The organism is Pseudomonas sp. R3-56, assembly GCF_051132075.1.
In the GTDB taxonomy this organism is placed as follows: domain Bacteria; phylum Pseudomonadota; class Gammaproteobacteria; order Pseudomonadales; family Pseudomonadaceae; genus Aquipseudomonas.
The window spans coordinates 678,763-703,924 of the sequence record NZ_CP071657.1; the positions used below are offsets into that span (position 1 = coordinate 678,763).

Sequence of the window (25,162 nt, forward strand, 5' to 3'; positions counted from 1 at the left end):
ATCCATGCAGATTTCGGTAAATGAGTTCCTGACACCCCGCCATATTGATGTGCAGGTTGTCAGTCCAACCCGCGCCAAGATCACACTCGAGCCTCTCGAGCGTGGTTTCGGCCACACCCTGGGCAACGCGCTGCGCCGCATCCTGTTGTCCTCAATGCCCGGCTGTGCAGTAGTCGAGGCCGAGATTGACGGTGTGCTCCACGAGTACAGCGCCATCGAAGGTGTACAGGAAGACGTAATTGAAATCCTGTTGAACCTTAAAGGTCTGGCTATCAAGCTGCACGGTCGTGACGAAGTTACGCTGACCTTGTCGAAGAAGGGTTCGGGGGTGGTTACCGCTGCCGATATTCAGCTGGATCATGATGTCGAGATCGTTAACCCCGATCACGTAATCGCTAACCTGGCGTCTAACGGCGCCCTGAACATGAAGCTCACCGTAGCTCGTGGTCGTGGTTATGAACCGGCAGACTCGCGTCAGAGCGATGAAGACGAAAGCCGCAGCATCGGTCGCTTGCAGCTTGACTCTTCGTTCAGCCCGGTTCGCCGTATCGCATACGTGGTGGAAAACGCCCGTGTCGAACAGCGTACCAACCTGGACAAGCTGGTTATTGATCTGGAAACCAACGGTACCCTGGATCCTGAAGAGGCTATCCGCCGCGCTGCAACCATCCTGCAACAGCAGTTGGCTGCGTTCGTCGACCTCAAGGGTGACAGTGAGCCAGTGGTTATCGAGCAGGAAGACGAGATCGATCCGATCCTGCTTCGCCCGGTTGACGATCTGGAACTGACTGTACGTTCGGCTAACTGCCTTAAGGCGGAAAACATCTACTACATCGGTGACCTGATTCAGCGTACCGAAGTAGAGCTGTTGAAGACTCCGAACCTTGGCAAGAAATCCTTGACTGAAATCAAGGACGTTCTGGCCTCCCGCGGTCTGTCCCTCGGCATGCGCCTCGACAACTGGCCGCCTGCAAGTCTTAAGAAGGACGACAAGGCGACTGCCTGATCGTCGTAATCACCGAACGTTGTGTTTGGTAAGGAATGAACCATGCGTCATCGTAAAAGTGGTCGTCACCTGAGCCGCACCAGCTCGCACCGCAAGGCCATGTTCCAAAACATGGCGGTGTCGCTGTTCGAGCACGAGCTGATCAAAACTACACTGCCGAAAGCCAAAGAACTGCGCCGCGTTGCCGAGCCGCTGATCACTCTGGCCAAGACAGACAGCCTGGCTAACCGCCGCCTGGCTTTCGACCGTACTCGTTCGAAAGCTATCGTTGGTAAGCTCTTCAACGACCTGGGCAAGCGTTACGCTACCCGTGAGGGTGGCTACCTGCGCATCCTCAAGTGCGGTTTCCGCGCTGGCGACAACGCGCCTATGGCGTACGTCGAGTTGGTTGATCGTGCTACTGCCGGCGAAGCTGTAAGCGCCGAGTAAGACGACAGTCTGCAACGAAGAACCGGGCCTAGTGCCCGGTTTTTTGTGCTCGATGGAAAAGTGCTTTAGCCGTTTCGCCTGGCCTGGCTATTGGCAATCTTGCTTATTAGATAATGACTATCGAAGCCCATGATTTAATGAATTTGGATACTGTCACTAACATGATCAATACTCCTCACCAGCCGATTAGCCGGCAGTCCGAACCGACCTAGGAAGATTTGAGCATGAGCCAGACCAAAACGCTTACGACCGCCAGTGGCGCTCCTGTCGCCGATAACCAGAACTCTCGCTCCGCCGGCCCACGTGGCCCGCTGCTGCTCGACGATTTCCACCTGATCGAGAAGCTTGCTCATTTCAATCGCGAAAACATTCCAGAGCGTCGTGTGCACGCCAAGGGCTCGGGCGCTTACGGCACCTTCACCGTAACTCGCGACATCACTCAATACACCAGCGCCAAGTTGTTCGAGTCGGTCGGCAAGCAGACGCCGACTTTCCTGCGCTTCTCTACCGTGGGTGGCGAGCGCGGCTCCGCCGATACCGAGCGCGATCCACGCGGTTTCGCCCTGAAGTTCTACACCGAAGAAGGTAACTGGGACATCGTCGGCAACAACACACCGGTGTTTTTCATCCGCGACCCACTGAAGTTTCCAGACTTCATTCACACCCAGAAGCGCCTGCCACAAAGCAACCTCAAAAGTGCCCAGATGATGTGGGACTTCTGGTCGCACTCGCCCGAAGCGTTGCACCAGGTCACCATTCTGTTCTCTGACCGGGGGATTCCTGACGGCTACCGTCACATGCACGGTTTCGGCAGTCACACCTACAGCCTGATCAATGGCCAGGGTGAGCGTCACTGGGTGAAATGGCACTACAAGACCAAGCAAGGCATCAAGAACCTCGCGCCGGCCGAAGCTGCACGCCTGGCGGGCACCGATCCGGATTATGCCCAGCGCGACCTGTTCAACGCGATCGAGCGCGGTGACTTCCCGAAATGGAGCGTCTGCATCCAGATCATGACCGAGGCTCAGGCCGCGGCCCATTACGAAAACCCGTTCGATGTGACCAAGACCTGGTCGCAGAAAGAGTTTCCGCTGATCGAAGTCGGCGAGCTGGAGCTCAACCGCAACCCGCTGAACTACTTCGCCGAAGTGGAGCAAGCGGCATTCGGGCCTAGCAACATGGTGCCGGGTGTGGGTCTCTCGCCTGATCGCATGCTGCAGGGTCGTGTGTTTGCCTATGCCGATGCACACCGCTACCGCGTAGGCACCAACCATCAGCAGTTGCCGGTGAACGCGCCGCGCAGCCCGGTCAATACCTACCAGCGCGACGGCGCCATGGCGTTCGGCAGCAATGGCGGTGCGGCTCCGAACTATGAGCCGAACAGCTTCGTGGAGACGCCGAAGCAAGCGCCGCGTTATGCGGAGCCGGCACTGGCCCTCAGCGGTGCGGCGGATCGGTATGACCATCGCGAAGACACCGACTACTACAGCCATGCCGGTGCGCTGTTCCGCTTGATGAACGATGAGCAGAAAGCGCTGTTGATCAGCAATATCGCCGGTGCTATGGCGGGGGTCTCGGCGGATGTTGTCGATCGCCAGTTGCAGCATTTCTTCAAGGCAGACGCTGCTTATGGAGAAGGTATCGCGAAAGCCTTGGGCGTACAGCTTAACTAAGTCTAAACGAGAAGCAGAACCGCCCTCATTTGGGCGGTTTTTGCGTTATTTACCCTGCTTTTCTCGGATTTTCTTCACTTTTATTGCGATAGGCGAGTGACCTTGCAGTCAGCTTGGTTCAAACTAGGGCCTTTCAAAGCTTGTGGAGATGTAGGGCGATGCAAGGTCACCCAGACGTAATCGATTACCTCAACACGTTGCTGACAGGCGAACTGGCAGCCCGTGATCAATATTTCATCCACTCGCGGATGTACGAGGATTGGGGTTTTACCGAGCTCTACGAACGTATCAACCATGAGATGGAAGAAGAGGCGCAGCACGCCGATGCGTTGATGCGCCGGATCCTGATGCTCGAAGGCACGCCACGCATGCGCCCGGACGACCTTGACATCGGTACCACCGTACCTGACATGCTCGCCGCCGACCTGCGTCTGGAATACAAAGTCCGCGCGGCGCTATGCAAAGGCATCGAGCTGTGCGAACAGCACAACGACTACGTCACTCGCGAGATCCTGCGGGTGCAGCTCAACGATACTGAAGAAGACCACACTTACTGGCTTGAAAAGCAGTTGGGTCTGATCAAGTTGATCGGGCTGGAGAATTACCTGCAATCGCAGTTCTGATTGCTGCGGAAGGGAACGCAGAGCGTCCCAAGATGCATTCCCACGCGGAGCGTGGGAACGATCAAAAAAAAGCCCCTGCCATCGATGAGATGACAGGGGCTTTTTCATGCATGGTGCTTCAGTCCCGGTCACGCTCCAGCAACGGCTTGAGGTAATAGCCGGTGTGAGACTGCTTCATCTCCGCCACTTGCTCCGGCGTACCTACGGCGATGATCTGGCCGCCCTTGGAGCCGCCTTCCGGCCCGAGGTCTACCAGCCAGTCAGCCGTCTTGATCACATCCAGGTTGTGCTCGATGACCACAACGGTGTTGCCGTGGTCGCGAAGGCGATGCAGTACATCGAGCAATTGCTGGATATCGGCGAAATGCAGGCCTGTGGTCGGCTCGTCGAGGATATACAGGGTCTTGCCGGTATCGCGCTTGGACAGTTCACGGGACAGCTTGACCCGCTGCGCCTCGCCGCCGGACAAGGTCGTCGCCGACTGCCCGAGCTTGATGTACGAAAGCCCCACATCCATCAATGTCTGGAGCTTGCGCGCCAATGCCGGTACTGCGTCGAAGAACGCTCGGGCCTCCTCGATCGTCATTTCGAGGGTTTCGTGGATATTCTTGCCCTTGTACTTGATCTCCAGCGTTTCACGGTTATAGCGCTTGCTCTTGCACACATCGCACGGCACATAGATGTCAGGCAGGAAATGCATCTCCACCTTGATCAGGCCATCGCCCTGGCAGGCTTCGCAGCGCCCGCCCTTGACGTTGAACGAGAAGCGGCCCGGGCCGTAGCCCCGCGAGCGTGATTCCGGTACGCCGGCGAACAGTTCGCGGATCGGCGTGAACAACCCGGTATAGGTCGCCGGGTTGGAGCGCGGCGTCCGGCCGATCGGGCTCTGGTCGATGTCGACAACTTTATCCAGATGCTCCAGGCCCTTGATGCTGTCGTGCGCGGCGGCTTCCAGGGTGGTGGCACCGTTCAGCGCGGTGGCACTGAGGGGAAACAGCGTGTTGTTGATCAGCGTCGACTTGCCGGAGCCGGAAACACCGGTAACGCAGGTCAGCAGGCCGATCGGGATTTCCAGGTCGACGTTGCGCAGGTTGTTGCCGCGTGCGCCCTTGAGGGTCAACGACAGCTTTTTATTGCGAGGGGTACGCTTGGCCGGCACCTTGATCTTCACCCGGCCCGACAGGTATTTGCCGGTCAGCGAGTCGGGGTGCGCCATGACTTCGGCGGCGGTGCCCTGGGCGACGATGTGTCCGCCGTGCACCCCCGCGCCCGGGCCGATATCCACGACGTAATCGGCGAGGCGAATCGCGTCTTCATCGTGCTCGACCACGATCACCGTATTGCCGATGTCGCGCAGGTGTTTCAGCGTGCCGAGCAACCGGTCGTTGTCCCGCTGGTGCAAGCCAATGGACGGTTCGTCGAGGATGTACATGACACCCACGAGCCCGGCACCGATCTGGCTGGCCAGACGGATACGCTGGGCCTCACCGCCGGACAGGGTATCCGCGCTGCGGTCGAGGGTCAGGTAGTCCAGGCCGACGTTCACCAGGAACTGCAAACGCTCGCGGATCTCCTTGAGGATCTTGTCGGCGATTTCGCCACGACGGCCGGTGAGCTTCAAGCCACCGAAATAGTCAGTGGCATCGCCGATCGGCAGGCTGGTCACCGCCGGCAGGGTTTTCTCACCCACCCACACGTGCCGCGCCTCCCGGCGCAAACGGGTGCCGCGGCAGTCCGGGCAGGGCTGGGTGCTGAGGAACTTGGCAAGTTCTTCGCGCACGCTGGCCGATTCGGTCTCGCGGTAGCGCCGTTCCAGGTTAGGCACGATGCCTTCGAACGGGTGGGAGCGCTTGACGATATCACCACGGTCGTTCAGGTATTTGAAATCGACGTTCTGCGTGCCGCTGCCATGCAGGATGAATTTCTGCTGGTCCGCGGGCAGCTCGTTGAATGGTTTGTCCAGGCTGAACTTGTAATGGGCCGCCAGCGACCCGAGCATCTGGAAGTAATAGACGTTGCGCCTGTCCCAGCCACGAATCGCGCCTTCGGCCAGGGTCAGCTCGCCGTTGACCAGCCGCTTGGTGTCGAAGAACTGCTTGACCCCCAGGCCGTCGCAGGTCGGGCAGGCGCCGGCCGGGTTGTTGAAGGAAAACAGCTTGGGTTCCAGCTCGCTGATGGCGTGGCCGCAGATCGGGCAGGCGAAGCGTGCCGAGAAGATAATCTCTTCACCGGGTTCGTCGTCCATCGGCGCCACCAGGGCGATGCCGTCGGCCAGCTTCAGCGCGGTCTCGAAGGATTCGGCCAGGCGCTGCTGCAGGTCGGCGCGGACCTTGAAGCGGTCTACCACCACATCGATCGAGTGCTTCTTCTGTTTATCCAGCTTCGGCAGCTCGTCGAGCTCGCACAGCTTGCCGTTGACCCGGGCGCGTACGAAGCCCTGGGCGCGCAATTCTTCGAAGACCATCAGGTGTTCGCCCTTGCGCTCGCGAATCACCGGTGCGAGCAGCATCAGCTTGCTGCCTTCCGGCTGGGCGAGCACCAGGTCGACCATCTGGCTGACGGTCTGGGCTTCCAACGGGGTGTCGTGATCAGGGCAGCGGGGGATACCGACTCGCGCATACAGCAAGCGCAGGTAGTCGTAGATCTCGGTAATGGTACCGACCGTCGACCGCGGGTTATGGGACGTCGACTTCTGTTCGATGGAGATCGCTGGCGACAGGCCTTCGATGGTATCGACGTCGGGTTTTTCCATCATCGACAGGAACTGCCGGGCGTAGGCCGACAGCGATTCGACATAGCGGCGCTGGCCTTCGGCGTACAAGGTGTCGAAGGCCAGGGATGATTTGCCGGATCCGGACAGGCCGGTGATGACGATCAGCTTGTCCCGGGGCAGGGTCAGGTCGATGTTCTTCAGGTTGTGGGTACGGGCCCCACGAATCAGGATCTTGTCCAAAGTGGCCTCGCTCGGCGGGCGTCGAAAACGTAGGAGTATACGGGCAAATACTGGATGGATGCACACTATTGCAAGCCATACATGAAGACTGCGCGGCAAACGGTCGCCATATACCCCCTCAATCGATGGGACTGGTAGAATCCCCGCCGGTTCACACGAGGTTTTTCCATGCAAGATCCCCACAGCGAACGCATGAGTAGCGGCGAGACCCGCGCGGCAGGCGGTCTGGCCCTGGTGTTCGCCTTCCGCATGCTCGGCATGTTCATGGTGTTGCCGGTACTGGCGACCTATGGCATGGACCTGGCGGGCGCGACCCCGGCCCTCATCGGGCTCGCCATCGGCGCCTACGGCCTGACCCAGGCGATTTTCCAGATTCCCTTCGGGATCATTTCCGACCGGATCGGCCGGCGCCCGGTGATTTACCTGGGGCTCATCGTGTTCGCCCTCGGCAGTGTGCTGGCGGCGAATGCCGATTCGATCTGGGGCGTGATCGCCGGACGGATCCTACAAGGAGCGGGCGCCATTTCCGCTGCTGTCATGGCGTTGCTGTCGGACCTGACCCGCGAGCAACATCGCACGAAAGCCATGGCGATGATCGGCATGACGATTGGTCTGTCGTTCGCCGTCGCCATGGTTGTAGGACCGTTGTTGACCCGTGCCTTTGGGTTGTCCGGGCTGTTCCTGGCGACCGGCGCCATGGCACTGGTGGGCATCCTCATCGTCGCGTTGATCGTGCCACGCTCCACCGGGCCGTTGCAGCACCGCGAATCCGGGGTGGCCCGCCAGGCGCTGGTGCCGACGCTCAAGCATCCTGACCTGCTGCGCCTGGACCTGGGCATCTTCGTGCTGCATGCCATGTTGATGTCCAGCTTCGTGGCCTTGCCGCTGGCGCTGGTGGAAAAGGCCGGCCTGCCCAAGGAGCAGCACTGGTGGGTCTATCTGACGGCACTGGTCATTTCGTTCTTCGCCATGATTCCGTTCATTATCTATGGCGAGAAGCGACGCAAAATGAAACGAGTTTTGCTCGGCGCCGTCGTGACGCTCATGCTCACTGAGCTATTCTTCTGGCAGTTCGGCGACAGCCTGCGCGCCCTGGTGATTGGCACGGTGGTGTTCTTCACCGCGTTCAATCTGCTGGAAGCATCGTTGCCGTCGCTGATCAGCAAGGTGTCACCGGCGGGCGGCAAGGGCACGGCGATGGGGGTTTATTCCACCAGCCAGTTCCTCGGTTCGGCATTGGGCGGGATCCTCGGCGGCTGGCTGTTCCAGCACGGCGGTTTGTCGGTTGTGTTCCTGGGATGTGCCGCGCTGGCTGCACTTTGGCTGGTTTTTGCTGTTACCATGCGCGAACCTCCGTATGTGACGAGCCTGCGCTTGCCGTTGTCGCCCGAAGCCATCCGCGAAGCAGGCCTGGCCGAGCGCCTCAGGGCCGTCGTTGGAGTAACCGATGCAGTGGTGGTCGCCGACGAGGCGGCCGTTTATATCAAACTGGACACCGAATTATTGGATCGTGCGACGCTTGAGCGCCTGGTGAACAACCCGGCCCCGGCAGCGTGCGAAGCCTAGGAGAACGTTATGGCCCGTGGGGTTAACAAAGTCATATTGGTCGGTACTTGCGGCCAGGATCCAGAAGTTCGCTACCTGCCTAACGGCAACGCCGTGACCAACCTGAGCCTGGCGACCAGCGAACAATGGACCGACAAGCAGACCGGCCAGAAGGTCGAGAAGACCGAATGGCACCGCGTGTCGATGTTCGGCAAAGTGGCGGAGATTGCCGGCGAATACCTGCGCAAGGGTTCGCAGGTCTACATCGAAGGCAAGCTGCAGACCCGCGAGTGGGAAAAAGACGGCATCAAGCGTTACACCACCGAAATCGTGGTCGACATGCAAGGCACCATGCAGTTGCTCGGTGGCCGTCCGCAAGGCGACCAGCAGCAGGGTGGCAACAACTACCAGCAGTCGGCTCCACGCCAGCAAGCCCCTCGTCCGCAATCGGCGCCGCAGCCACAGCGCGAGCGCCCAGCTCCGCAACAGGCCGCACCGCAACCGGCGCCGGATTTCGACAGCTTTGATGACGATATTCCGTTCTGATCCGCAGTGGTTTCATTCGATGAGTCTCCTCATCCACTGAAACCTGAAAGCTCGATAAAGCCCTCTTCGCTGCAAAGCCTGGAGGGTTTTTTTCGCTCTGCGTAAGCCAAGGTGTCCCAAGATCAATCAAGTGAGATGAGCACGGATTGACGGGTTATGCCGCGAATGGATCAGTCATAGATAATCTTCTGATAGACCGGCGTTTGCTTGGCGCTGTGCTTGATGCGCCGCACCGAACTGCCGGTTATCAGGTGTCCACCGAGAAGAAGATTGCCACAAGGCGATCGCGGTTCGAAAAGCTGCTGTCTCAAGACCCTTATCGCTTCCGCGCCCAGTTCATCGCGGGGCACGTGAAGCGTGGTGAGCGGTATATCGTTGATGTCCGCCAGGTTGAACCCGTCCATGCTCATCACTGAAACATCCTGAGGAACCCTCAAGCCGGCATTCTGCAGCGCTTTAACCGCGCCGGCTGCCATGAAGTCGCCCCCGGCCAGGATGGCAGTCGGTCGGTCGTCGGGGGCGCAGTTTTCCAGGAAGGCCGCTACCCGCGCTTCAGATTCAGCACTGCCGAAACCTTCGGCAACCATCAGGTGTTTTGTTTCGATGAATTCGAGATTTTGCTCCTTCCATGCATCACGAATTCCACGTATCCGCAGATCCATCGTGTACCGCCTGAGACACTGGAGAGTCAGTACATTTCGGTGCCCCATCTGAAACAGATAATTTATCGAATAATGACCGATCAAGAAGTGGTCGGGCGATATCGAGGGCAAGCGCATGCTGCGATCAATGCAGTTGATCAGTACCGTCGGCTTGCTGAGGTCCGCCGCGAGTTGGTGTATGTGCGGATCATCAATACCAATCAGGATCGCCGCACCGGTGTCCTTCTGATTCATCTTCTGTAAAAACAGCAATGCGTCGCTATCAACCTCTTCAAGCTCGCAGTAGCGAACTCGAACATCATGTTGCGCGACCGCCTGTGTGATGCCCTGGATAACTTTGTAGTAGAAGATATCCGAGCGTACGTTGAAGGCCCGCGAGGGCGCGAAGATGGTCAGCCCGTTGAGCAGGAAGCGACCATTGGCGAGGCCTTCCATCACGCCCTGCTGACGAGCCGCCGCGAGCACTTTTTCTCTCGTGGCGGGGCGGGTGTTGGATTTGCCAGCAAGCACCCGCGACACCGTCGCGATGGACAGGCCCGTCTGAGCCGCAATTTCAGCAATGCGTAACTTTCCCACCGCGCCTTATCCATTGAGACAATTTATGTAAAAGCTTTCATAGCAGAAAAGGGCCATCAATCCTAGCGTGCTTGGGTTTCTGTCGAGCTGCGTCGGAGGTGGATGTAAATCTATACACGCCTGCTTCTGTACGGATCATGAGCAGTTGCCATAGCGTTCAAGCCTCAAATAAAAACAAAACGCCGGAAAATACGGCGACAGGCGAAGAATTGATGACTATCGATATCGAACGCAATGCTCGACTTTCGGCCAAGCTAAAATTCATCCCGCATCTGCGATGGTGGATGCTTTCCCTGTTTTTGCTCGGCGTCACCGTCAACTATATAACCCGCAATTCACTGGGTATCTTGGCGCCGGAACTGAAAACCACGTTCAGCATGTCGACGGAACAGTACTCGTGGGTCGTCGCCTCGTTTCAACTTGCCTACACAGTTTTCCAACCCGTCTGCGGCTGGCTGATCGATGCGATCGGGCTCAAGCTCGGCTTCGTCATATGCGCCGTCGTATGGTCAGTGATGTGCCTTCTTCATGCCGGGGCAGCGAGTTGGGTGCATCTGGCGATTCTGCGTTTTTTCATGGGCGCTTCGGAGGCAGCGGCTACACCCGCCAATGCCAAGGCGATAGGGGACTGGTTTCCCAAAAAAGAACGCCCTATCGCTGCGGGATGGGCGGGGGTTGGTTTTTCTCTGGGGGCGATGCTCGCCCCTCCCATCATCTATCTGGCTCATGTAAGCCTGGGCTGGCAGGGCGCATTCCTGATTTCCGGCGGGATCGGCCTGATATGGGCCGCCGTCTGGGGATGGCTCTACCACGCTCCCACTATTCATCCGCGCTTATCGCCCGATGAGTTGAAGCATATCCAACAAGACGGCGAAAAAATCGGCCAGCAAATGCCTTTTTTCAAAGCGTTGAAAAAGATTGGTCGGGACAAGCGATTTTACGGTATCGCGCTTCCCGCCTTCATGGCAGAGCCGGCATGGGCAGTCATGAGTTTCTGGGTGCCGCTGTATCTGGCCAACGAAAGAGGAATGGACCTTAAGCAAATCGTACTGTTTGCCTGGGTTCCGTTTCTGGCGGCGGATCTGGGCAGTGTCGCCAGCGGTTACCTGTCACGCGCTTACCATCGTTTTTTCAAATGCACCCGTGTGAATTCGATTGTCGCCAGTTCAATCACCGGCGCGTTCCTGATGTTTTCGTTAGCCGTGATGACCCAGGTGGAAGACCCCTATGTAGCGATTGCGCTTATTTCAGTCGGCGGTTTTGGCCACCAGATTATCTCCTGCATGTTAAGTGCACTGGTCGTCGAAACGTTTGATCGGGATGAGCTGGCGACTGTGAACGGAATGCGAGGCTCATGCGCCTGGATTGCCAGCTTCATTTTTTCGCTGATCATCGGTGTCAGCGTGGACAAGATAGGATTCAACCCATTGTTCATTGCGATGGGGCTCTTTGATTTTATAGGTGCGTTTTTCATGATTTTGTTTATCGCCGACAGAGCGTCCAAACCTGAAGCGGTGCGTGCCCAATGAAGTCACTTAAAGTCTGGGAATTACAGGCCCAGGAAAAAGGCTACATCGAGCTTCTGGTCGAGGGCCGACATCTCTTCAGAATTAGTATCCTCGAAGACGGTTTGGCGCGTGTCCTGCTCATGCGTGCAGGCGCGTTGGCACTGGATCGGACCTGGAGCATCGCGCCCCGGGAGGATGTCGCCTGGGAGGGCCGGGCCCGTGAGTCGTTGGCGGATTTTTCTTTGCCCGCGTACCGGGTCGAAGAATTTCAGGACCGGTTGGTACTCACGACCAGAAAACTCCGCATCACGGTAAATCGTCCGCTGTGGTTGCAATGGGAATACCACGATGGCCAGGACTGGAGGCCGTTGGTTTCGGATCGGCCCACCGGTGCCTATTCGCTTGATGCTCATGGTGAAGGCCTGGAGCATTACCAGCTTCGCGCGCCGGAACATCGCTATTACGGGCTCGGCGAAAAGACCGGCGATTTGAATCGCGCCGGCAAACGCTTTGAAATGCGTAACCTGGATGCAATGGGATATGACGCTGCGAGCACTGACCCGCTGTACAAACATATCCCCTTTGTCATCACGCACCAGGAGCACGCCAGCTTCGGGATGTTCTATGACAACCTGAACACCAGCCTCTTTGATCTGGGGAACGAGCTGGATAATTATCACCGGCCCTACCGTCGGTACAAAGCGGATGCCGGTGACCTCGATTACTGGGTACTTGCAGGCCCGCGCATACTGGATGTGACGAAGGCTTTTGTTCGTCTGACCGGACGCACTCTGTTTCTGCCTAAATGGAGCCTGGGCTACAGCGGCTCGACGATGCACTACACCGATGCCGAAAATGCCCAGGAACAATTGCTGGAGTTTCTTGATCTGTGCCGTCGGCACGATATCCCTTGTGACTCTTTTCAACTGTCATCCGGGTACACGTCCATTGGCGAAAAACGTTATGTTTTCAACTGGAACCGTGAAAAGGTCCCAGACCCCAAGGCGCTTGCCCAGGCCTACCGTGATGCCGGCGTCAGGCTGGTTGCCAACATCAAGCCCTGTCTCTTGCAGGACCATCCGCGCTACGCCGAGGTAGCCAGGCGAAAGATGTTCATCGGCGACTCTGAACACGACATGCCAGAGCGCTCTGTCTTCTGGGACGATGAGGGCTCTCATCTGGACTTCACCAACCCGGACGCTGTCAGCTGGTGGCAGTCGAATGTCACAACACAGCTGTTGGAGCTGGGTATTGAATGCACGTGGAACGATAACAATGAGTTCGAGGTGTGGGACGGTGAGGCACGCTGCCACGGCTTCGGGCGCGAAATAGCAATCAAACATATCCGGCCTTTCATGGCATTGCTGATGATGAGAGCGTCTTTAGAGGCACAACAGCGGTTTTCGCCATCGGAACGGCCCTATCTCATCTCACGCTCAGGTTGCGCCGGCATGCAGCGCTACGTTCAGACTTGGAGCGGTGATAACCGAACCAACTGGAAAACCCTCCGCTACAACACCCGCATGGGCCTGGGCATGAGCCTGTCGGGGTTGTACAACGTCGGGCACGATGTAGGTGGGTTCTCGGGTAACAAGCCGGATCCGGAGTTGTTTGTCCGTTGGGTCCAGAATGGTGTGATGCATCCGCGCTTCACCATTCACTCCTGGAACGACGATGGCACCGTCAATGAGCCATGGATGCACCCAACGGTCATCGATGCGGTCCGTGACGCCATCGGGCTCCGATACAGGTTGATGCCTTACTTCTATACCTTGCTGTGGCAAGCCAGTAACGAAGATGAGCCCATCTTGCGACCTACGTTTCTTGACCACGAGCATGACCGTGAAACGTTCGAGGAAAACGACGAGTTCCTTCTTGGCCGAGATGTCCTCGTCGCCAGCGTGGTAGAGGAAGGCGCCCGCGAGCGCGAGGTGTGGTTACCCCTGAATGCGACGGGATGGTGCGACTGGCATACCGGTGACTGGTACGAAGGCGGTCAATCCGTTGTTCTGGATGCGCCTTTGGAACGTTTGCCCTTGTTGGTGCGAGGGGGCGCTGCGATACCGATCGGTGAATGCCACAAGCTTAACGATCCCTCTCTTGATCGGCGTCGCGAGCTGGTGATTTTTCCTGCGCCTTCAGGTGCCTCCAGCGGCGTGCTGTTTGAAGATGACGGCATCAGTCATGACTGGAAAAACGGCAACTGCGTTGTCATCAAATGGACCCTTGAATATGGCCTGGACTTCATTGATTTGACGATCGCTAAAACAGGGGACTTTTGTCCGGCGTGGGAGCAGCTTGAGGTGTCCTTGAAGATTACGGATGCGCGAGCCTTGAGAATCAATGGCCGTAGTGGGTGCGCTTTGAAGTTGGCGGATATTCCGGAGCATGGACAACTTCATTGATTCGCTGGTAAGTCTTGCCCTCTCAGTCCAGGAGGGCAAGTCCACCGGCTCACAAGTCCAGATCCAATAATTCCTGCATCCTCTCCCCAATCGACTGCGTCAACCATGTGGCATGGAACTCCATTTCCGCCACCGTGATGTCCACCCGAAACCGAAGCGAAATCGGCTTGCCATCGGCTCCGGTGTAGCCGACATCAAAGTGGTTCACATTGGCGAAAGTGCTCAAGGTGTAGGGCTTGATGTAATGGATGTCGCTATAGGGCACGCATTTCTCGGTGGTTTCCCGGGCAGGACGGCGCTGGGTGAAGGTGAGGCGTTGCTGGCGTTCGTCAAAACAGAAGCCAAGCACCTTGGGCCCGGAGACGAGCCAGTTGATCGTACAGACGGCCGCGAACGCACTGATGAACATGAGCGCGATAATCAGCGGTTCCATAATGATCTGCTGGTGAATCGGCGACAGGCCTTCGACCTTGAACAACATCAGGGTAAACACTGCCAGCCAGTAGGCAGGCAGGGCCAGCAAGATTGCCGCGACGTAGATCATGGTTCCGAGGAATCCCGGCCTGGATACGTCGCTTGCGCAATCCCACGTGGGCGGGTGCCGTGGCGCTGATGTAGCGGTCGGGAAGGGCGATTCGACCAGGCGCGGCGGGCGTCTGCGTTTCATGCGGCTGGCTCTTGGGAAGATATCTGGCCATTCTCGTCGTAACCGCTCACACCCGCCTAGTCATTTCCGCTTGCTGTCGATGGCTGCGTCTACGCCTGGCTGCCGCTCAGGAATTGCTCGGTACTCACCACATTCGCATAGGCAAACCCCAGCGCCGACATGAACGCAGCGTGGACATGGGCCGCAGGGACGACGAGGCCGTTGAATTCCAGGTCGCGGCTGGCACAGGCATCATGCACCACCGTGACCTCATAGCCCATGTCAGCGGCAGCGCGGGTAATGCCGTCGATGCACACGTGGCTCATGCTGCCGACCACGACCAACCGTTCGATGCCGTGCTGTTCGAGGATCGCTTGCAGTTCGGTTTCGCGAAACGAATTGACGAAGTGCTTGAGCACGACCGGTTCATCGGCGCGGTTGAGTACCTTGGGATGCAACTGCGCACCTTCAGAGCCGGGCGTAAAAAATGGCGCTTCGTCGGAGGTGAATTCGTGACGGATGTGCACCACCTGGTTTCCGGCCTGGCGAAACGCCTCGATCAATCTGACGGCATTGTCGGCAGCGGCTTCGGCGCCGACCAAAGGCCATTTGCCTTCGGGGAAGTAGTCGTTCTGGATATCGACTACGATGAGCGCTTGCTTGGACATGGTACTTCCTCGGTTATCAACAGGGGGAAAGTCAGTATTGGTCCTGAACGGTGATGCGGGAATTGGCCGTAACGACAATAGGCGAGGGAAAACTGACAATGGCGCAGGAACAGGCATTCGTCGAACTCGGCGTGCTGATCTACCCCGGCGCGCAAATGGCCGCGGTGCATGGTTTGACCGATCTGTTTGCCGTGGCGGATGGCATTGCGGCGGAGCATGCCAGTGTGCAGCTGCCGCGGCTACGCGTGAGCCACTGGCAAACGGCGGGCGGAAAAATGCCGTTGCGGGTGTTTGCCAGTGATGCCGGTCCGCACGCGCCATTGGTGGCCTTGTTGATCCCACCGTCCATTGCCGGCTTCAATGAAGCTGTGGCAACACCGACGCTGATGGATTGGCTCCGGGCGCAACACGCTAGCGGCACGGTACTGGGCGGGGTTTGCGTCGGCTCGATCCTGCTGGCCGAAAGCGGTTTGCTGGATGGGCGTAGTGCCACGACCCACTGGACCTCGGCCAAGACCTTTGCGGCACGTTATCCGAAGATCAAGCTCAACGCCGATAAACCCATTGTCGACGACGACGACCTGATCACCACCGCCGGGCTCATGGCCTGGTCGGAGCTCGGGCTGCGGCTGGTGGACCGCTTGCTCGGCCCCGGCATCGCCACACGCACCGCGCAGTTTCTGGTGATCGAGCACAGCGACAGCGCGAGCCAGCGCGGCAGCAATTTCGCGCCGATCCTGGGTCACGGCGACGCAGCGATCCTGAAGGTCCAGCACTGGTTGCAACGCAGCGGCGCGGTGGATGTTTCCCTTGGCGCGATGGCCGAACAGGCCGGGCTGGAGGAACGCACGTTCCTGCGCCGGTTTCGCGCGGCTACCGGCCTCAAACCCACCGAATACTGTCAGCATCTGCGGGTCGGCAAGGCCCGGGAAATGCTGGAGTACACCAACGGTACCATCGACCACATTGCCTGGACCGTCGGTTATCAGGATCCGGGCGCCTTTCGAGCGACGTTCAAGAAAATCACCGGGCTGGCGCCGAGTGATTACCGGGCAAGGTTCGGGGTGAACCCGAGTGCTGCCAAAAGCTGACACGGAGCCTCTGTGGCGAGGGAGCTTGCTCCCGCTGGGGGTGAAGCCCCCCAATAATGTGCACCGCGGTTTGTCAGTTTAAAGTTGGGGCTGCTGCGCAGCCCAGCGGGAGCAAGCTCCCTCGCCACGGGGGAAATGCTGGCTCGGGATGTCGTGCAAATTGCCGGACATCCGCTTCCCGTCGTGCAGAATGAAACAGGCCCGGTGCCACATTATCCGTTCATCCCCCCGTTTCCTTGACCGTTCGTCCCCCGCCGTGCCGTTGGCCTGATCTCTGCAATCCTTATAGCTACGGCTATTTAGCGAAGTTGAAAGGACAACGCATGACCCAGATTCATCGTGACAAATGTGTAGTGGCCCACTCGGTCAATCCCCAGGCACCCCTGCATGAAGTCGAGACCAATCGGGCGCTGGCGCGCTGGCTGGCGAATATCCTTGGCCTGGAGTTCGGCGGCAGCTATGACAGCCGGAACCACGCCGGGCGGGATCTGTACCTGTTGCCTACGCAAACCCTGATCGGTCCCGAGGCTGCGTTGCGCCTGGGCGTCAAGGGACCGGACGATCTTTGGGGCGGTTACGTCGACCACGATTTCATCTGCACCAAGGCGATTGCCCATGGTCTGTTGAATAAGGATGCGGTCGCGCCGAAGGGCTGGTCACCGCTGTTCGCCAAGCTGACCCGGGGCGTTGTGCTCGATGGCATCAGCGTGTTTTCGCTCAAGGATGCGCGCCAGGCCGCCGAGCACTTGCTCTACGCCGGGCCGATTCGCTTCAAGCCAATCCATGCTTGCGCCGGACGTGGCCAGCGAGTCATCCGGAGCATCGGGCAATTCGATGAGATCGTCGCGGCTCCAGACGCCCAGGCATTGTTCAGCGAGGGAATCGTGCTGGAACAGAATCTCAGTGAGGTCAAGACCCAGAGCGTCGGCCAAAGCTTTATCAACGGCAAGGTCTTGAGCTACTGCGGCGTGCAGCACCTGACCCACGACAACGAAGGGGAAGAGGTCTACGGCGGCTCCGACCTGCTGGTGGCGCAAGGGGGCTACATCGAGCTTCTCGGCCTGGAATTGCCGGACGATGTGCGCGAAGCGGTCCGGCTGGCGCAGGTATTCGATGACGCCGCCAACCAGGCTTTCCCCACGTTCTTTGCTTCGCGGCGCAACTACGACATTGCCCAAGGGACGGATACCGGGGGCCAGCCTCGCGGTGGCGTGCTGGAGCAGTCCTGGCGAATGGGCGGCGCCAGCAGCGCTGAACTGGCTGCCTTGCAGGTGTTCGTCGAGGACCCATCGATCCGCGCGGTTCGGGTGTCCTCAGTCGAAACCTACACCGACCAACCGCTGCCGCCCGGCGCCACGGAGGTTTATCGCGGCGCTGCGGAAAATGGTGATTTCCTACTCAAATACGTAACGGTTCAATCCTATGACGGCTAGAAGCGAAACCATCCAGATTGCGATTGATGATGAACACATGAATGGAACCTTCCTCAGCCCCAAGTCGAAGGTTCCCGGTGTGTTGTTCGTACACGGTTGGGGCGGCAGCCAGGAGCGAGATCTCGAGCGGGCCAAAGGCATCGCCGGCCTGGGCTGCGTGTGCCTGACCTTTGACTTGCGCGGCCACACCGGTGGGGCCGGGATTCCACTGTCGCGGGTCACGCGCGAGGACAACCTGCGGGACTTGCTGGCGGCCTATGACCGGTTGCTCGCCCACCCGGCCCTGGACACCTCGGCGATCGCGGTGGTCGGTACCAGCTACGGTGGTTACCTGGCCTCGATCCTTACCTCATTGCGACCGGTGCGCTGGCTGGCCCTGCGGGTGCCGGCGCTGTACCGCGACGAGCAGTGGCACACGCCCAAGCGCGACCTCGACAAGGCTGACTTGCTCGATTACCGCAGCACCCTGGTGCACGCCGATACCAACCGGGCCTTGCACGCCTGCGCGCAATTCACCGGGGATGTGTTGCTGGTGGAGTCGGAGACGGACGATCATGTGCCCCACGCCACGATCATGAGCTACCGGGCCGCCTGTCAGCAGACTCACTCGTTGACTCATCGAATCATCGATGGCGCCGACCATTCCCTGAGTGACCCCGTGTCACAACAGGCCTACACCTCGATCCTGGTGAGCTGGATCACGGAGATGGTGGTGGGCGAGCGGTTGAGCATCATTCAGGAGCGGTAGACAGCTGGTGTCCTGGCGGGCCACTTCGCGAGCAGGCTCGCTCCCACAAGGACTCGCAGAAAGTCTGAGCCCGGGTTCACACAGGTCTCTTGTGGGAGCGAGCCTGCTCCGGGCGGCGATCCGACGAAGGCGCCATGCCAGGCGCCGCATCACTTGAGCCCAGGCTTGACCCGCAACGCCTTGGCCTTCGCCTCGATCACCAGATACATCACCACGGTAATCAGCAATGGCAGGATGAAGTAGATCGCCCGGTAGGCAATCAGTCCCGCGATCAGGCTGCCTCGCGACACTTCATGCTGCAGCAGCGCGACGAACACCGCTTCCAGCACTCCGAGCCCGGCGGGGATATGGGTAATCACCCCGGCGATGCTGCTGATCAACAACACCCCCAGCACCACGGGATAGTCCAGTTTGCTCGGCAGCAAGGTGAAGATCACCGCCGCCATCAGCGACCAGTTCAGCGCGCCCAGTGCCAATTGCAGGACGGCCATGCGCAGGGACGGCAGATTGATTTCCATACCGCGAATCGTCCAGGCCCGGCGCCTGGAGAAACGGCAGGCCGCCAGGTAACCGGCACTGGCCAGCAACAGCAGCACGCCGACGCCTTGCAGCGCGTTGCTGCTCAGTTTCCAACCCGGCGGCATGGTCACCAGGCCGCTGCTGAACACTACGCCGGCGAGGGTCATGTAGCCGAACCAGTTGGTGGCCAGGCTCAGGCCGAGGATCTTGGCGATGTTGCCAGTGCTGACGCCGAGCCGCGAATACAGCCGATAGCGCATGGCGATGCCGCCGACCCAGGCACTGAGATTCAGGTTGAAGGCGTAACTGATCACTCCCACCGGCAGGATCTGCCGCCAGCCGAGTTTCTGCCGGATGTAGGTGCGACCGATCAAGTCGAAGCAGGCGTAGGTGATGAAACTGGTGATCGTCAACGCGGCGGCGATCAGCAGTGTGCGCAGCTTGAAATCCGCCAGGGTGGCGAATACTTCGGACCAGTCGATGCGGCGCGCCAACGCGGTGAACAGCACAATCAGCAGCAGGAAAAAAGCCAGCGTCAGCGGGCGTTTCCAGCGGCTCCAGCGCGACTTCGGCTTGGCCTGTTCCGGCGCCTGGGCGTCTCTCGGCGCGGTGTGCGCTTCAGAGTGGTTCATGGGGTTCGCTCCGGACCGCCGTCGGCGGTGAAAAAGGTTTCAGACGCGGTTTATGGGCCGGCAGCCATCCGGCCCAGGCCGGAAAGTGACGCAGGAAGTGGAACACCATGAAACCGATGGTCATGCGCCAGAGCAGCCCGCGCGGCGCGTGGTTCTCGGGCATGATGGTGCAATGGGTGCGGCTCAAGTGATCGAGGCGCTCGAACAGCTCGCGGTTGAATGCACGGTCGCGGATCAGCACGTTGGCTTCCAGGTTCAGGGACAGGCTCAACGGGTCGAGGTTGCTCGAGCCGACGGTACTCCAGTCCTCATCCACCAGGGCGACCTTGCCGTGCAGCGGCCGCTCGCAATATTCATAGATCGTCACGCCGGCCTTGAGCAGATAGTCGTAGAGCATCCGCGCGGCAAGCTTGGCGATCATCATGTCCGGTTGCCCCTGCAGGATCAGCCGCACCTCCACGCCACGCCGGGCGGCGTTGCGGATCTCGCGCAGCAACCGGTAGCCGGGGAAGAAATAGGCATTGGCGATCACTACCCGCCGCTGGGCGCTGCGCAGCACTTGCAGGTAGACCTCCTCGATGTCGGTCTGGTGCTCATGGTTGTCGCGATAGACCAGGCGCACCTGGCCGTCATGATCATTGAACGCCAATTCGGTGCGACGGCTGCGGCGGCGTTGCCACCAGTATTTGGCCCGGCCCGGCCGCCCGGTCTGGAGCAGCGCAAAATGATGGATATCCACCACCGCCGGGCCCTTGATCTCCACGGAGTAATCCTGCTTGGCCTCGGGACCGAAGTCGCCCAGGTGGTCGGCGGAGAAATTGATCCCGCCGATAAACGCGATCACACCGTCCACCACGACGATCTTGCGGTGCAGGCGGCGGAACCAGTTGGTGCGGATGCCCAGGTGCCTCGGAGCCGGGTCGAACATCTGCAGGCGCACCCCGGCCTCGCTCAACGACGCGAGAAACCCGGTGGTCAGTTCGCCACAACCGAAACCGTCGAGATTGACGGTAATACGCACTCCACGCTTGGCCGCATCCACCAGCAGGTCGCGCAGTTCAAAGCCGACCTTGTCCTCGAACAGAATGAAAGTCTCCAGGAGAATTTCTTCCTGGGCACGGCGAATTGCCTCGAAAACCCGTGGGAAATATTCCTCGCCATTTTCCAGCAGCGTGACACGGTTGTTGCCGTGCCAGCCGTATTCGATATCGTTCAGCGCCGGGTTGCTCTCGGTCGGCGGGACCTCGATCTTTTCCACCGTTGCCTTGTTCATCGTCGCGCTCATAATTCGATCTCCACCGACAGCGGTGCGTGGTCGGAAAGGTGCGACCAGGGACGTACATTCAATACTTTGGCGTGATGGGCCTTGAGGTTGCGCACGTAGATGCGGTCCAGGCGCAGGATCGGCAGGCGTGCCGGAAAGCTGCGGGCCGGCTTGCCCCATTGTTCGGCGAAGACTTCCCGCAGGCCGCAGGGGGCGAGCAGGTCATTGGCCTTGCCGCGCCAATCGTTGAAGTCACCGGCGACAATCACTGGCGCTTCAGGCGGCAGCTCACTCAGGCGCTGGCAAAGCAGTTTCAGTTGCTCGACGCGATGACCTTCGCGCAACCCCAGGTGCACACAGATCGCATGCACGTCCTGGCCTTCGCCACCCGGCAGACGCAGCACGCTGTGGAGCATGCCGCGGCTCTCGTGGCCGCTGATGGAGACGTCGAGGTTCTCGTGGCGAATGATCTGGAATTTTGACAGCAACGCGTTGCCATGGTCGCCCGCCGGGTACACCGCGTTGCGCCCGTAGGCGAACTGCGGCCAGAGGGTGTCGGCGAGGAACTCGTATTGCGGGATGCTTGGCCAGTTGCTGTAGCGCTGGGGGTGGTGCTCGTGTGTGCCATGCACTTCTTGCAGGAACACCACGTCGGCGGAAACGCTGCGCACGGCTTCGCGCAGTTCCGGCAGGATGAAACGCCGGTTCAGGGCGGTGAACCCCTTGTGTGTATTGACCGTCAGGACGGTGAAGCGGCTGACCCGTTCGAAATCCCGCAACGATTGCTGGGTCGGGTCACGGGTGGCTTCGCTGGATTCTGGCGTAGTCATGGCAATACCCCTTCGGCCGGGCGCACGCCGGGAGCGGTGGCGAGATGCTTGTCCAGGTCGAAGCGCTCCAGCAGGTGGCGCGCGTCATACGGCGCGCGGACTTTGATGTCGTTGTCGAAATAGCAGAACACTTCCCGGCTCTTGCGCGCCCGGGGTTTCTTTTTCGGATCGATCAGGTGGGCGTCACTCGGCTGAGTGCCGTGGCTCCAGGCTTCGATCCGATCGCCCCAGCGCTTCAGCGCCTCGTCGGTATAGCCGCTGGCGTATAGCTCTTCGGCGCCGTGCAGGCGCAGATAGACGAAATCGCTGGTGACGTCCTCGCGATACGGCCATTTTCCAGCGGTATCCGCCACCACCAGGGCGACGTCGTAACGTTTGAGCAGGGCGACGAAGCGTGGATCGATAAAGCTCTCATGACGGATTTCGACGGCATGGCGCAGCGCACGCTTCTTGTCGGTCGTTGTGCTGGCATGGCCGTCCAGGCGTGGTTCATGCTCGCGTGCCAGCGCGGCGGCGGCTTCGGTGTCGTGGGGCAATTGCTTGAGAAATTCTTCGAAGAGCTCGGGGTCGAATTTGAAGCTCGGCGGAAACTGCCAGAGGATAGCCCCAAGTTTTTCCTTGAGTTCCAGCACCCCGGAGGCGAAGAAGTTCGCCAGCGGCTTGTGGATGTCCCGCAGGCGCTTGATGTGAGTGATGAACCTTGGCGCCTTGACGCTGAAGACGAAGTCGTCCGGCGTCTCGGCGTACCACTGGGCATACCGTTCGGGACGTTGCAGGGCGTAGAACGATCCATTGATTTCGATGCTGTTGACCGCGCGAGAGGCGAATTGCAGTTCCCGCTTCTGAGCCAGCCCCTTGGGGTAGAAATCCCCCCGCCAAGGCGTGTAGCGCCAACCGGAAATACCAATGTGGATCGCCGTCATGTATCCCTCCCGTGCCAATGACCTCGTACCGCCTGTGTCTTTTGATGACCGCCGCGCGGGCTGGAAAGTTTCGGTGGAGTGCCCGGCGGCGGGGAAGAAGTGAACCCGTGGCGAGGGAGCTTGCTCCCGCTGGGGCGCGCAGCGTCCCTGTTTTTTTGGGGCACTGCTGCGCAACCCAGCGGGGATAAATCCCCTCACCACAAGGGCGTGCATTGACCTTTCTGGCGAACTTGCCGGCTGATTCTTGATCAGTTCCTTACTTGTCCCGTGTAAAGGAGCCCCGCGTTTTGTCTCGATTGAGCACCGTATTGCTGTTGGTCCTGCTGACGCTGACCGGCACCAGCGCCTACGGGACCGCTGCTGTCCCTGGCGCCTCCAATCCCAGTGAGGCCTCGGCCGAACCCGAGCCGCTGGTGCAAGGCGGTTTGCTGGGCGCGATCAGTTCGAGCATCGATGACGTCCAGGACAAGCTCGACCTCAACCAGAGCCTGGTGGACGCCTGGCGCCTGCGGGCGGACCGGGCGGCGGACGAGGTCGATCGCCTGGTGGACCAGACGTCCCGTTCCACATGGCGCGTGGCGGGGGATTTCCTGCTGCTCTCGGGCGTATGGCTGGGGACGTTTGCGCTGATATGGACCGCCGCGCGATTGCTGGTGCGCCGCTTGCGCCGGCGCCGCTGGCTACGCACCCGCCAGCGGGTGCTGGACGTGCTCGGCTATGTGTTGCCCTACACCTTGCCGGCCGTGGCCTGCCTGCCGCTGACCCTCTACGTCAGCCACTTCCTGCAAGTCTCGGTCGGCCGCGCCCTGGCGCTGTGTTTCGCCTACGCCACCAGCAGCGGTATTTTTTCCACGTCGGTGCTGCTTTGCGTGATCGTGATGTTCAACGCCGGGCACAAACGGCGAGCGGTAGCGATGCTTCGTCGTTTCACCCCGCGGCCGTTGTTCCTGATCGGCTTCCTGGCCGCCCTCAGCGATGCACTGACCAGCCCGCAGATCGCCCGGCAACTGGGCGGCAATATCACCAGCAGCGTTGCGGTGTTCACCGGGCTGTCGGCGTCGATGATCTTTGGCTGGCTGGTGATCCATATGCGCCGGCCGGTGGCCCATCTGATCCGCAACCGACCGTTGGCCCAGCGCTTGAAACAGCCGGCGTTGCAGGAGTCCCTGCGGATTTTTTCCGGTCTCTGGTACTGGCCGATCCTGCTGATGGTGCTGGTGTCGGCGGTGAGCCTGATCGGCGTCGGCGAAGACAACCAGAAAGCCCTGCGTTGCGCCCTGTTCACCACCATCCTGTTGATCGCGATGGTGTTCCTCAGCACCATATTCCAACATGTCTTCAAGTCGCCCAAGGCCGAAGCCATCCAGCGTAACAGCGCCTACAAGGGACGATTGTTGAGTCTGTTGCATGCGTTGTTGCGCATCGTCATGGCGGTAGCGTTCATTGAAATCCTCGGGCGGATCTGGGGGATTTCCCTGTTCGAATTCGCTTCGCGCAACGCCGTGGGCCGGGCGATCAGTGATTCCTTGAGCCGCATCGGCCTGATCTTCCTGATGACCTGGCTGACCTGGGTGGTGCTCGACACGGCGATCCAGGAGGCTCTCAAGCCGCCGCTCAACAAGCGTGGCGCGCGTCAGCCCAGCACGCGGGTCAAGACCATCCTGCCGCTGCTGCGCAACGCCGCCAAGATCATCCTGGTGGTGATCTGCGCGATCACCACCATGGCCAACCTGGGCATCAACGTCGCACCGTTGCTGGCCGGCGCCGGGGTGGTGGGGCTGGCGATCGGTTTTGGTTCGCAGCAACTGGTACAGGACGTGATCACCGGGTTGTTCATCATCATCGAAGACACGCTGTCCATCGGTGACTGGGTGGTACTCAGCTCCGGCCACGCCGGCACCGTCGAAGGCCTGACCATCCGCACCCTGCGCCTGCGCGACGGCAAGGGGTTCGTGCATTCGGTGCCGTTCGGGCAGATCAAGGCCGTGACCAACCAGTCCCGGCAATTCGCCTTTGCGTTTTTCTCGGTGCAGTTTACCTACGACACCGATGTGGACCGTGCCATCGAACTGATCCGCGAGGCCGGCGATTCGATTTCCGAAGACCCGTTCCTCAAGTTCAACCTGCAAGGGCCGCTGGATGTGTTCGGCGTGGACAAGATGGACCTCAACGGGCTGGTGCTCACCGCTCAGTTCCGCACGGTGTCGGGTGGGCAATATGCGGTGAGCCGGGCGTTCAACCAGCGGCTCAAGAAGCTTGTGGATAACGAGCCGTCGGTGCATTTTGCGCAGACTTATCCACAGCAGGTGGTGATGCCGAAGCGGTTGGATGCACCAGCGGAGCATTCAGAGCCATCGTCGCAGCCTCCATCGAAGCCGTCCGACCAGCCTGCGCAATAACCCGTGGCGAGGGAGCTTGCTCCCGCTCGGCTGCGCAGCAGTCGTCGCTTTTTCAGACGATCGATGAGCCGGGGGCTGTTGCA

Annotated in this window: 20 protein-coding genes; 12 read left to right on the forward strand and 8 right to left on the reverse strand. The window is 59.8% G+C overall.

The window, feature by feature from the left end; translation table 11 throughout:
- Positions 1–4 precede the first annotated feature (4 nt).
- The 4 genes from J3P96_RS03235 (at position 5) to bfr (ending at position 3,731) form a co-directional block, all read left to right on the forward strand.
- The gene (locus tag J3P96_RS03235; protein ID WP_003176403.1) at positions 5–1,006 is read left to right on the forward strand and encodes a DNA-directed RNA polymerase subunit alpha; all 1,002 of its coding nucleotides are present in this window, start codon (positions 5–7) and stop codon (positions 1,004–1,006) included.
- Between the two features lie 42 nt (positions 1,007–1,048).
- Positions 1,049–1,435 (forward strand): 50S ribosomal protein L17, encoded by a 387-nt coding sequence (gene rplQ / locus J3P96_RS03240; RefSeq protein ID WP_003176402.1) that lies wholly within the window; start codon positions 1,049–1,051, stop codon positions 1,433–1,435.
- Between the two features lie 224 nt (positions 1,436–1,659).
- Positions 1,660–3,108, forward strand: a complete 1,449-nt coding sequence (locus J3P96_RS03245; protein WP_434655267.1) for a catalase — start codon at positions 1,660–1,662, stop codon at positions 3,106–3,108.
- A gap of 158 nt (positions 3,109–3,266) precedes the next feature.
- Positions 3,267–3,731 (forward strand): bacterioferritin, encoded by a 465-nt coding sequence (bfr, locus tag J3P96_RS03250; RefSeq protein WP_024778335.1) that lies wholly within the window; start codon positions 3,267–3,269, stop codon positions 3,729–3,731.
- 118 nt (positions 3,732–3,849) lie between these two features.
- Here the strand turns inward: bfr and uvrA are convergent, their stop codons facing one another.
- Complete coding sequence (gene uvrA / locus J3P96_RS03255) at positions 3,850–6,684, reverse strand: excinuclease ABC subunit UvrA (protein ID WP_434571478.1); 2,835 nt, start codon at positions 6,682–6,684, stop codon at positions 3,850–3,852.
- A 168-nt stretch (positions 6,685–6,852) separates the two neighbouring features.
- On the opposite strand from uvrA, the gene J3P96_RS03260 reads away from it, so the two are divergent.
- Together J3P96_RS03260 and J3P96_RS03265 are read left to right on the forward strand one after the other, a co-directional pair.
- Complete coding sequence (locus J3P96_RS03260; RefSeq protein WP_305498449.1) at positions 6,853–8,250, forward strand: MFS transporter; 1,398 nt, start codon at positions 6,853–6,855, stop codon at positions 8,248–8,250.
- Between the two features lie 9 nt (positions 8,251–8,259).
- Complete coding sequence (locus J3P96_RS03265; protein ID WP_024778338.1) at positions 8,260–8,775, forward strand: single-stranded DNA-binding protein; 516 nt, start codon at positions 8,260–8,262, stop codon at positions 8,773–8,775.
- A 170-nt stretch (positions 8,776–8,945) separates the two neighbouring features.
- Here J3P96_RS03265 and J3P96_RS03270 read toward each other — a convergent pair whose 3' ends face one another.
- Positions 8,946–10,013, reverse strand: a complete 1,068-nt coding sequence (locus J3P96_RS03270; protein WP_434655269.1) for a LacI family DNA-binding transcriptional regulator — start codon at positions 10,011–10,013, stop codon at positions 8,946–8,948.
- A 212-nt stretch (positions 10,014–10,225) separates the two neighbouring features.
- Between J3P96_RS03270 and J3P96_RS03275 the strand changes: the two genes are divergently transcribed.
- On the forward strand, positions 10,226–11,542 hold the full coding sequence (locus tag J3P96_RS03275) for an MFS transporter (protein ID WP_434601986.1): 1,317 nt from the start codon (positions 10,226–10,228) through the stop codon (positions 11,540–11,542).
- Complete coding sequence (locus tag J3P96_RS03280; protein WP_434655271.1) at positions 11,539–13,926, forward strand: TIM-barrel domain-containing protein; 2,388 nt, start codon at positions 11,539–11,541, stop codon at positions 13,924–13,926. Before J3P96_RS03275 ends, J3P96_RS03280 begins: the two co-directional genes overlap by 4 nt.
- 49 nt (positions 13,927–13,975) lie before the next feature.
- Here J3P96_RS03280 and J3P96_RS03285 read toward each other — a convergent pair whose 3' ends face one another.
- On the reverse strand, positions 13,976–14,470 hold the full coding sequence (locus J3P96_RS03285) for a hypothetical protein (RefSeq protein ID WP_434655273.1): 495 nt from the start codon (positions 14,468–14,470) through the stop codon (positions 13,976–13,978).
- A 212-nt stretch (positions 14,471–14,682) separates the two neighbouring features.
- Positions 14,683–15,240, reverse strand: coding sequence for a cysteine hydrolase family protein (locus J3P96_RS03290; RefSeq protein ID WP_434655276.1), 558 nt, complete (start codon positions 15,238–15,240; stop codon positions 14,683–14,685).
- Between the two features lie 98 nt (positions 15,241–15,338).
- On the opposite strand from J3P96_RS03290, the gene J3P96_RS03295 reads away from it, so the two are divergent.
- From J3P96_RS03295 to J3P96_RS03305, 3 genes are all read left to right on the forward strand, one after another.
- Positions 15,339–16,331, forward strand: a complete 993-nt coding sequence (locus tag J3P96_RS03295) for a GlxA family transcriptional regulator (RefSeq protein WP_434655279.1) — start codon at positions 15,339–15,341, stop codon at positions 16,329–16,331.
- Positions 16,332–16,654: 323 nt separating this feature from the next.
- Positions 16,655–17,764, forward strand: a complete 1,110-nt coding sequence (locus tag J3P96_RS03300) for a DUF3182 family protein (protein WP_434627800.1) — start codon at positions 16,655–16,657, stop codon at positions 17,762–17,764.
- Complete coding sequence (locus tag J3P96_RS03305) at positions 17,754–18,512, forward strand: alpha/beta hydrolase family protein (protein WP_434571500.1); 759 nt, start codon at positions 17,754–17,756, stop codon at positions 18,510–18,512. Before J3P96_RS03300 ends, J3P96_RS03305 begins: the two co-directional genes overlap by 11 nt.
- Before the next feature lie 149 nt (positions 18,513–18,661).
- Here J3P96_RS03305 and J3P96_RS03310 read toward each other — a convergent pair whose 3' ends face one another.
- Genes J3P96_RS03310 through J3P96_RS03325 form a run of 4 tightly spaced genes read right to left on the reverse strand, consistent with a single transcriptional unit; the run spans position 18,662 to position 22,680 of the window.
- Positions 18,662–19,663: a lysylphosphatidylglycerol synthase domain-containing protein gene (locus J3P96_RS03310; RefSeq protein WP_434655281.1), complete on the reverse strand. Its 1,002-nt coding sequence runs from the start codon at positions 19,661–19,663 to the stop codon at positions 18,662–18,664.
- Positions 19,650–20,948: a cardiolipin synthase ClsB gene (clsB, locus tag J3P96_RS03315; protein WP_434627806.1), complete on the reverse strand. Its 1,299-nt coding sequence runs from the start codon at positions 20,946–20,948 to the stop codon at positions 19,650–19,652. Before clsB ends, J3P96_RS03310 begins: the two co-directional genes overlap by 14 nt.
- Entirely contained in the window at positions 20,945–21,757 is an 813-nt protein-coding gene (locus J3P96_RS03320) for an endonuclease/exonuclease/phosphatase family protein (RefSeq protein ID WP_305498461.1), read from the reverse strand. The genes clsB and J3P96_RS03320 overlap by 4 nt, the downstream gene beginning before the upstream one ends.
- The gene (locus tag J3P96_RS03325) at positions 21,754–22,680 is read right to left on the reverse strand and encodes a DUF72 domain-containing protein (RefSeq protein WP_434655285.1); all 927 of its coding nucleotides are present in this window, start codon (positions 22,678–22,680) and stop codon (positions 21,754–21,756) included. The genes J3P96_RS03320 and J3P96_RS03325 overlap by 4 nt, the downstream gene beginning before the upstream one ends.
- Before the next feature lie 287 nt (positions 22,681–22,967).
- On the opposite strand from J3P96_RS03325, the gene J3P96_RS03330 reads away from it, so the two are divergent.
- Positions 22,968–25,079 (forward strand): mechanosensitive ion channel family protein, encoded by a 2,112-nt coding sequence (locus J3P96_RS03330; protein ID WP_434655288.1) that lies wholly within the window; start codon positions 22,968–22,970, stop codon positions 25,077–25,079.
- The last annotated feature ends 83 nt before the right edge of the window (positions 25,080–25,162 follow it).

Excerpts from the sequence above, each read along its gene's own strand:
- J3P96_RS03235 (WP_003176403.1), top strand. The coding sequence starts at position 5 with ATGCAGATTTCGGTAAATGAGTTCCTGACACCCCGCCATATTGATGTG.
- rplQ (WP_003176402.1), top strand. The coding sequence starts at position 1,049 with ATGCGTCATCGTAAAAGTGGTCGTCACCTGAGCCGCACCAGCTCGCAC.
- J3P96_RS03245 (WP_434655267.1), top strand. The coding sequence starts at position 1,660 with ATGAGCCAGACCAAAACGCTTACGACCGCCAGTGGCGCTCCTGTCGCC.
- bfr (WP_024778335.1), top strand. The coding sequence starts at position 3,267 with ATGCAAGGTCACCCAGACGTAATCGATTACCTCAACACGTTGCTGACA.
- J3P96_RS03260 (WP_305498449.1), top strand. The coding sequence starts at position 6,853 with ATGCAAGATCCCCACAGCGAACGCATGAGTAGCGGCGAGACCCGCGCG.
- J3P96_RS03265 (WP_024778338.1), top strand. The coding sequence starts at position 8,260 with ATGGCCCGTGGGGTTAACAAAGTCATATTGGTCGGTACTTGCGGCCAG.
- J3P96_RS03275 (WP_434601986.1), top strand. The coding sequence starts at position 10,226 with ATGACTATCGATATCGAACGCAATGCTCGACTTTCGGCCAAGCTAAAA.
- J3P96_RS03280 (WP_434655271.1), top strand. The coding sequence starts at position 11,539 with ATGAAGTCACTTAAAGTCTGGGAATTACAGGCCCAGGAAAAAGGCTAC.
- J3P96_RS03285 (WP_434655273.1), bottom strand. The coding sequence starts at position 14,470 with ATGATCTACGTCGCGGCAATCTTGCTGGCCCTGCCTGCCTACTGGCTG.
- J3P96_RS03290 (WP_434655276.1), bottom strand. The coding sequence starts at position 15,240 with ATGTCCAAGCAAGCGCTCATCGTAGTCGATATCCAGAACGACTACTTC.
- J3P96_RS03295 (WP_434655279.1), top strand. The coding sequence starts at position 15,339 with ATGGCGCAGGAACAGGCATTCGTCGAACTCGGCGTGCTGATCTACCCC.
- J3P96_RS03300 (WP_434627800.1), top strand. The coding sequence starts at position 16,655 with ATGACCCAGATTCATCGTGACAAATGTGTAGTGGCCCACTCGGTCAAT.
- J3P96_RS03305 (WP_434571500.1), top strand. The coding sequence starts at position 17,754 with ATGACGGCTAGAAGCGAAACCATCCAGATTGCGATTGATGATGAACAC.
- J3P96_RS03310 (WP_434655281.1), bottom strand. The coding sequence starts at position 19,663 with ATGAACCACTCTGAAGCGCACACCGCGCCGAGAGACGCCCAGGCGCCG.
- clsB (WP_434627806.1), bottom strand. The coding sequence starts at position 20,948 with ATGAGCGCGACGATGAACAAGGCAACGGTGGAAAAGATCGAGGTCCCG.
- J3P96_RS03320 (WP_305498461.1), bottom strand. The coding sequence starts at position 21,757 with ATGACTACGCCAGAATCCAGCGAAGCCACCCGTGACCCGACCCAGCAA.
- J3P96_RS03325 (WP_434655285.1), bottom strand. The coding sequence starts at position 22,680 with ATGACGGCGATCCACATTGGTATTTCCGGTTGGCGCTACACGCCTTGG.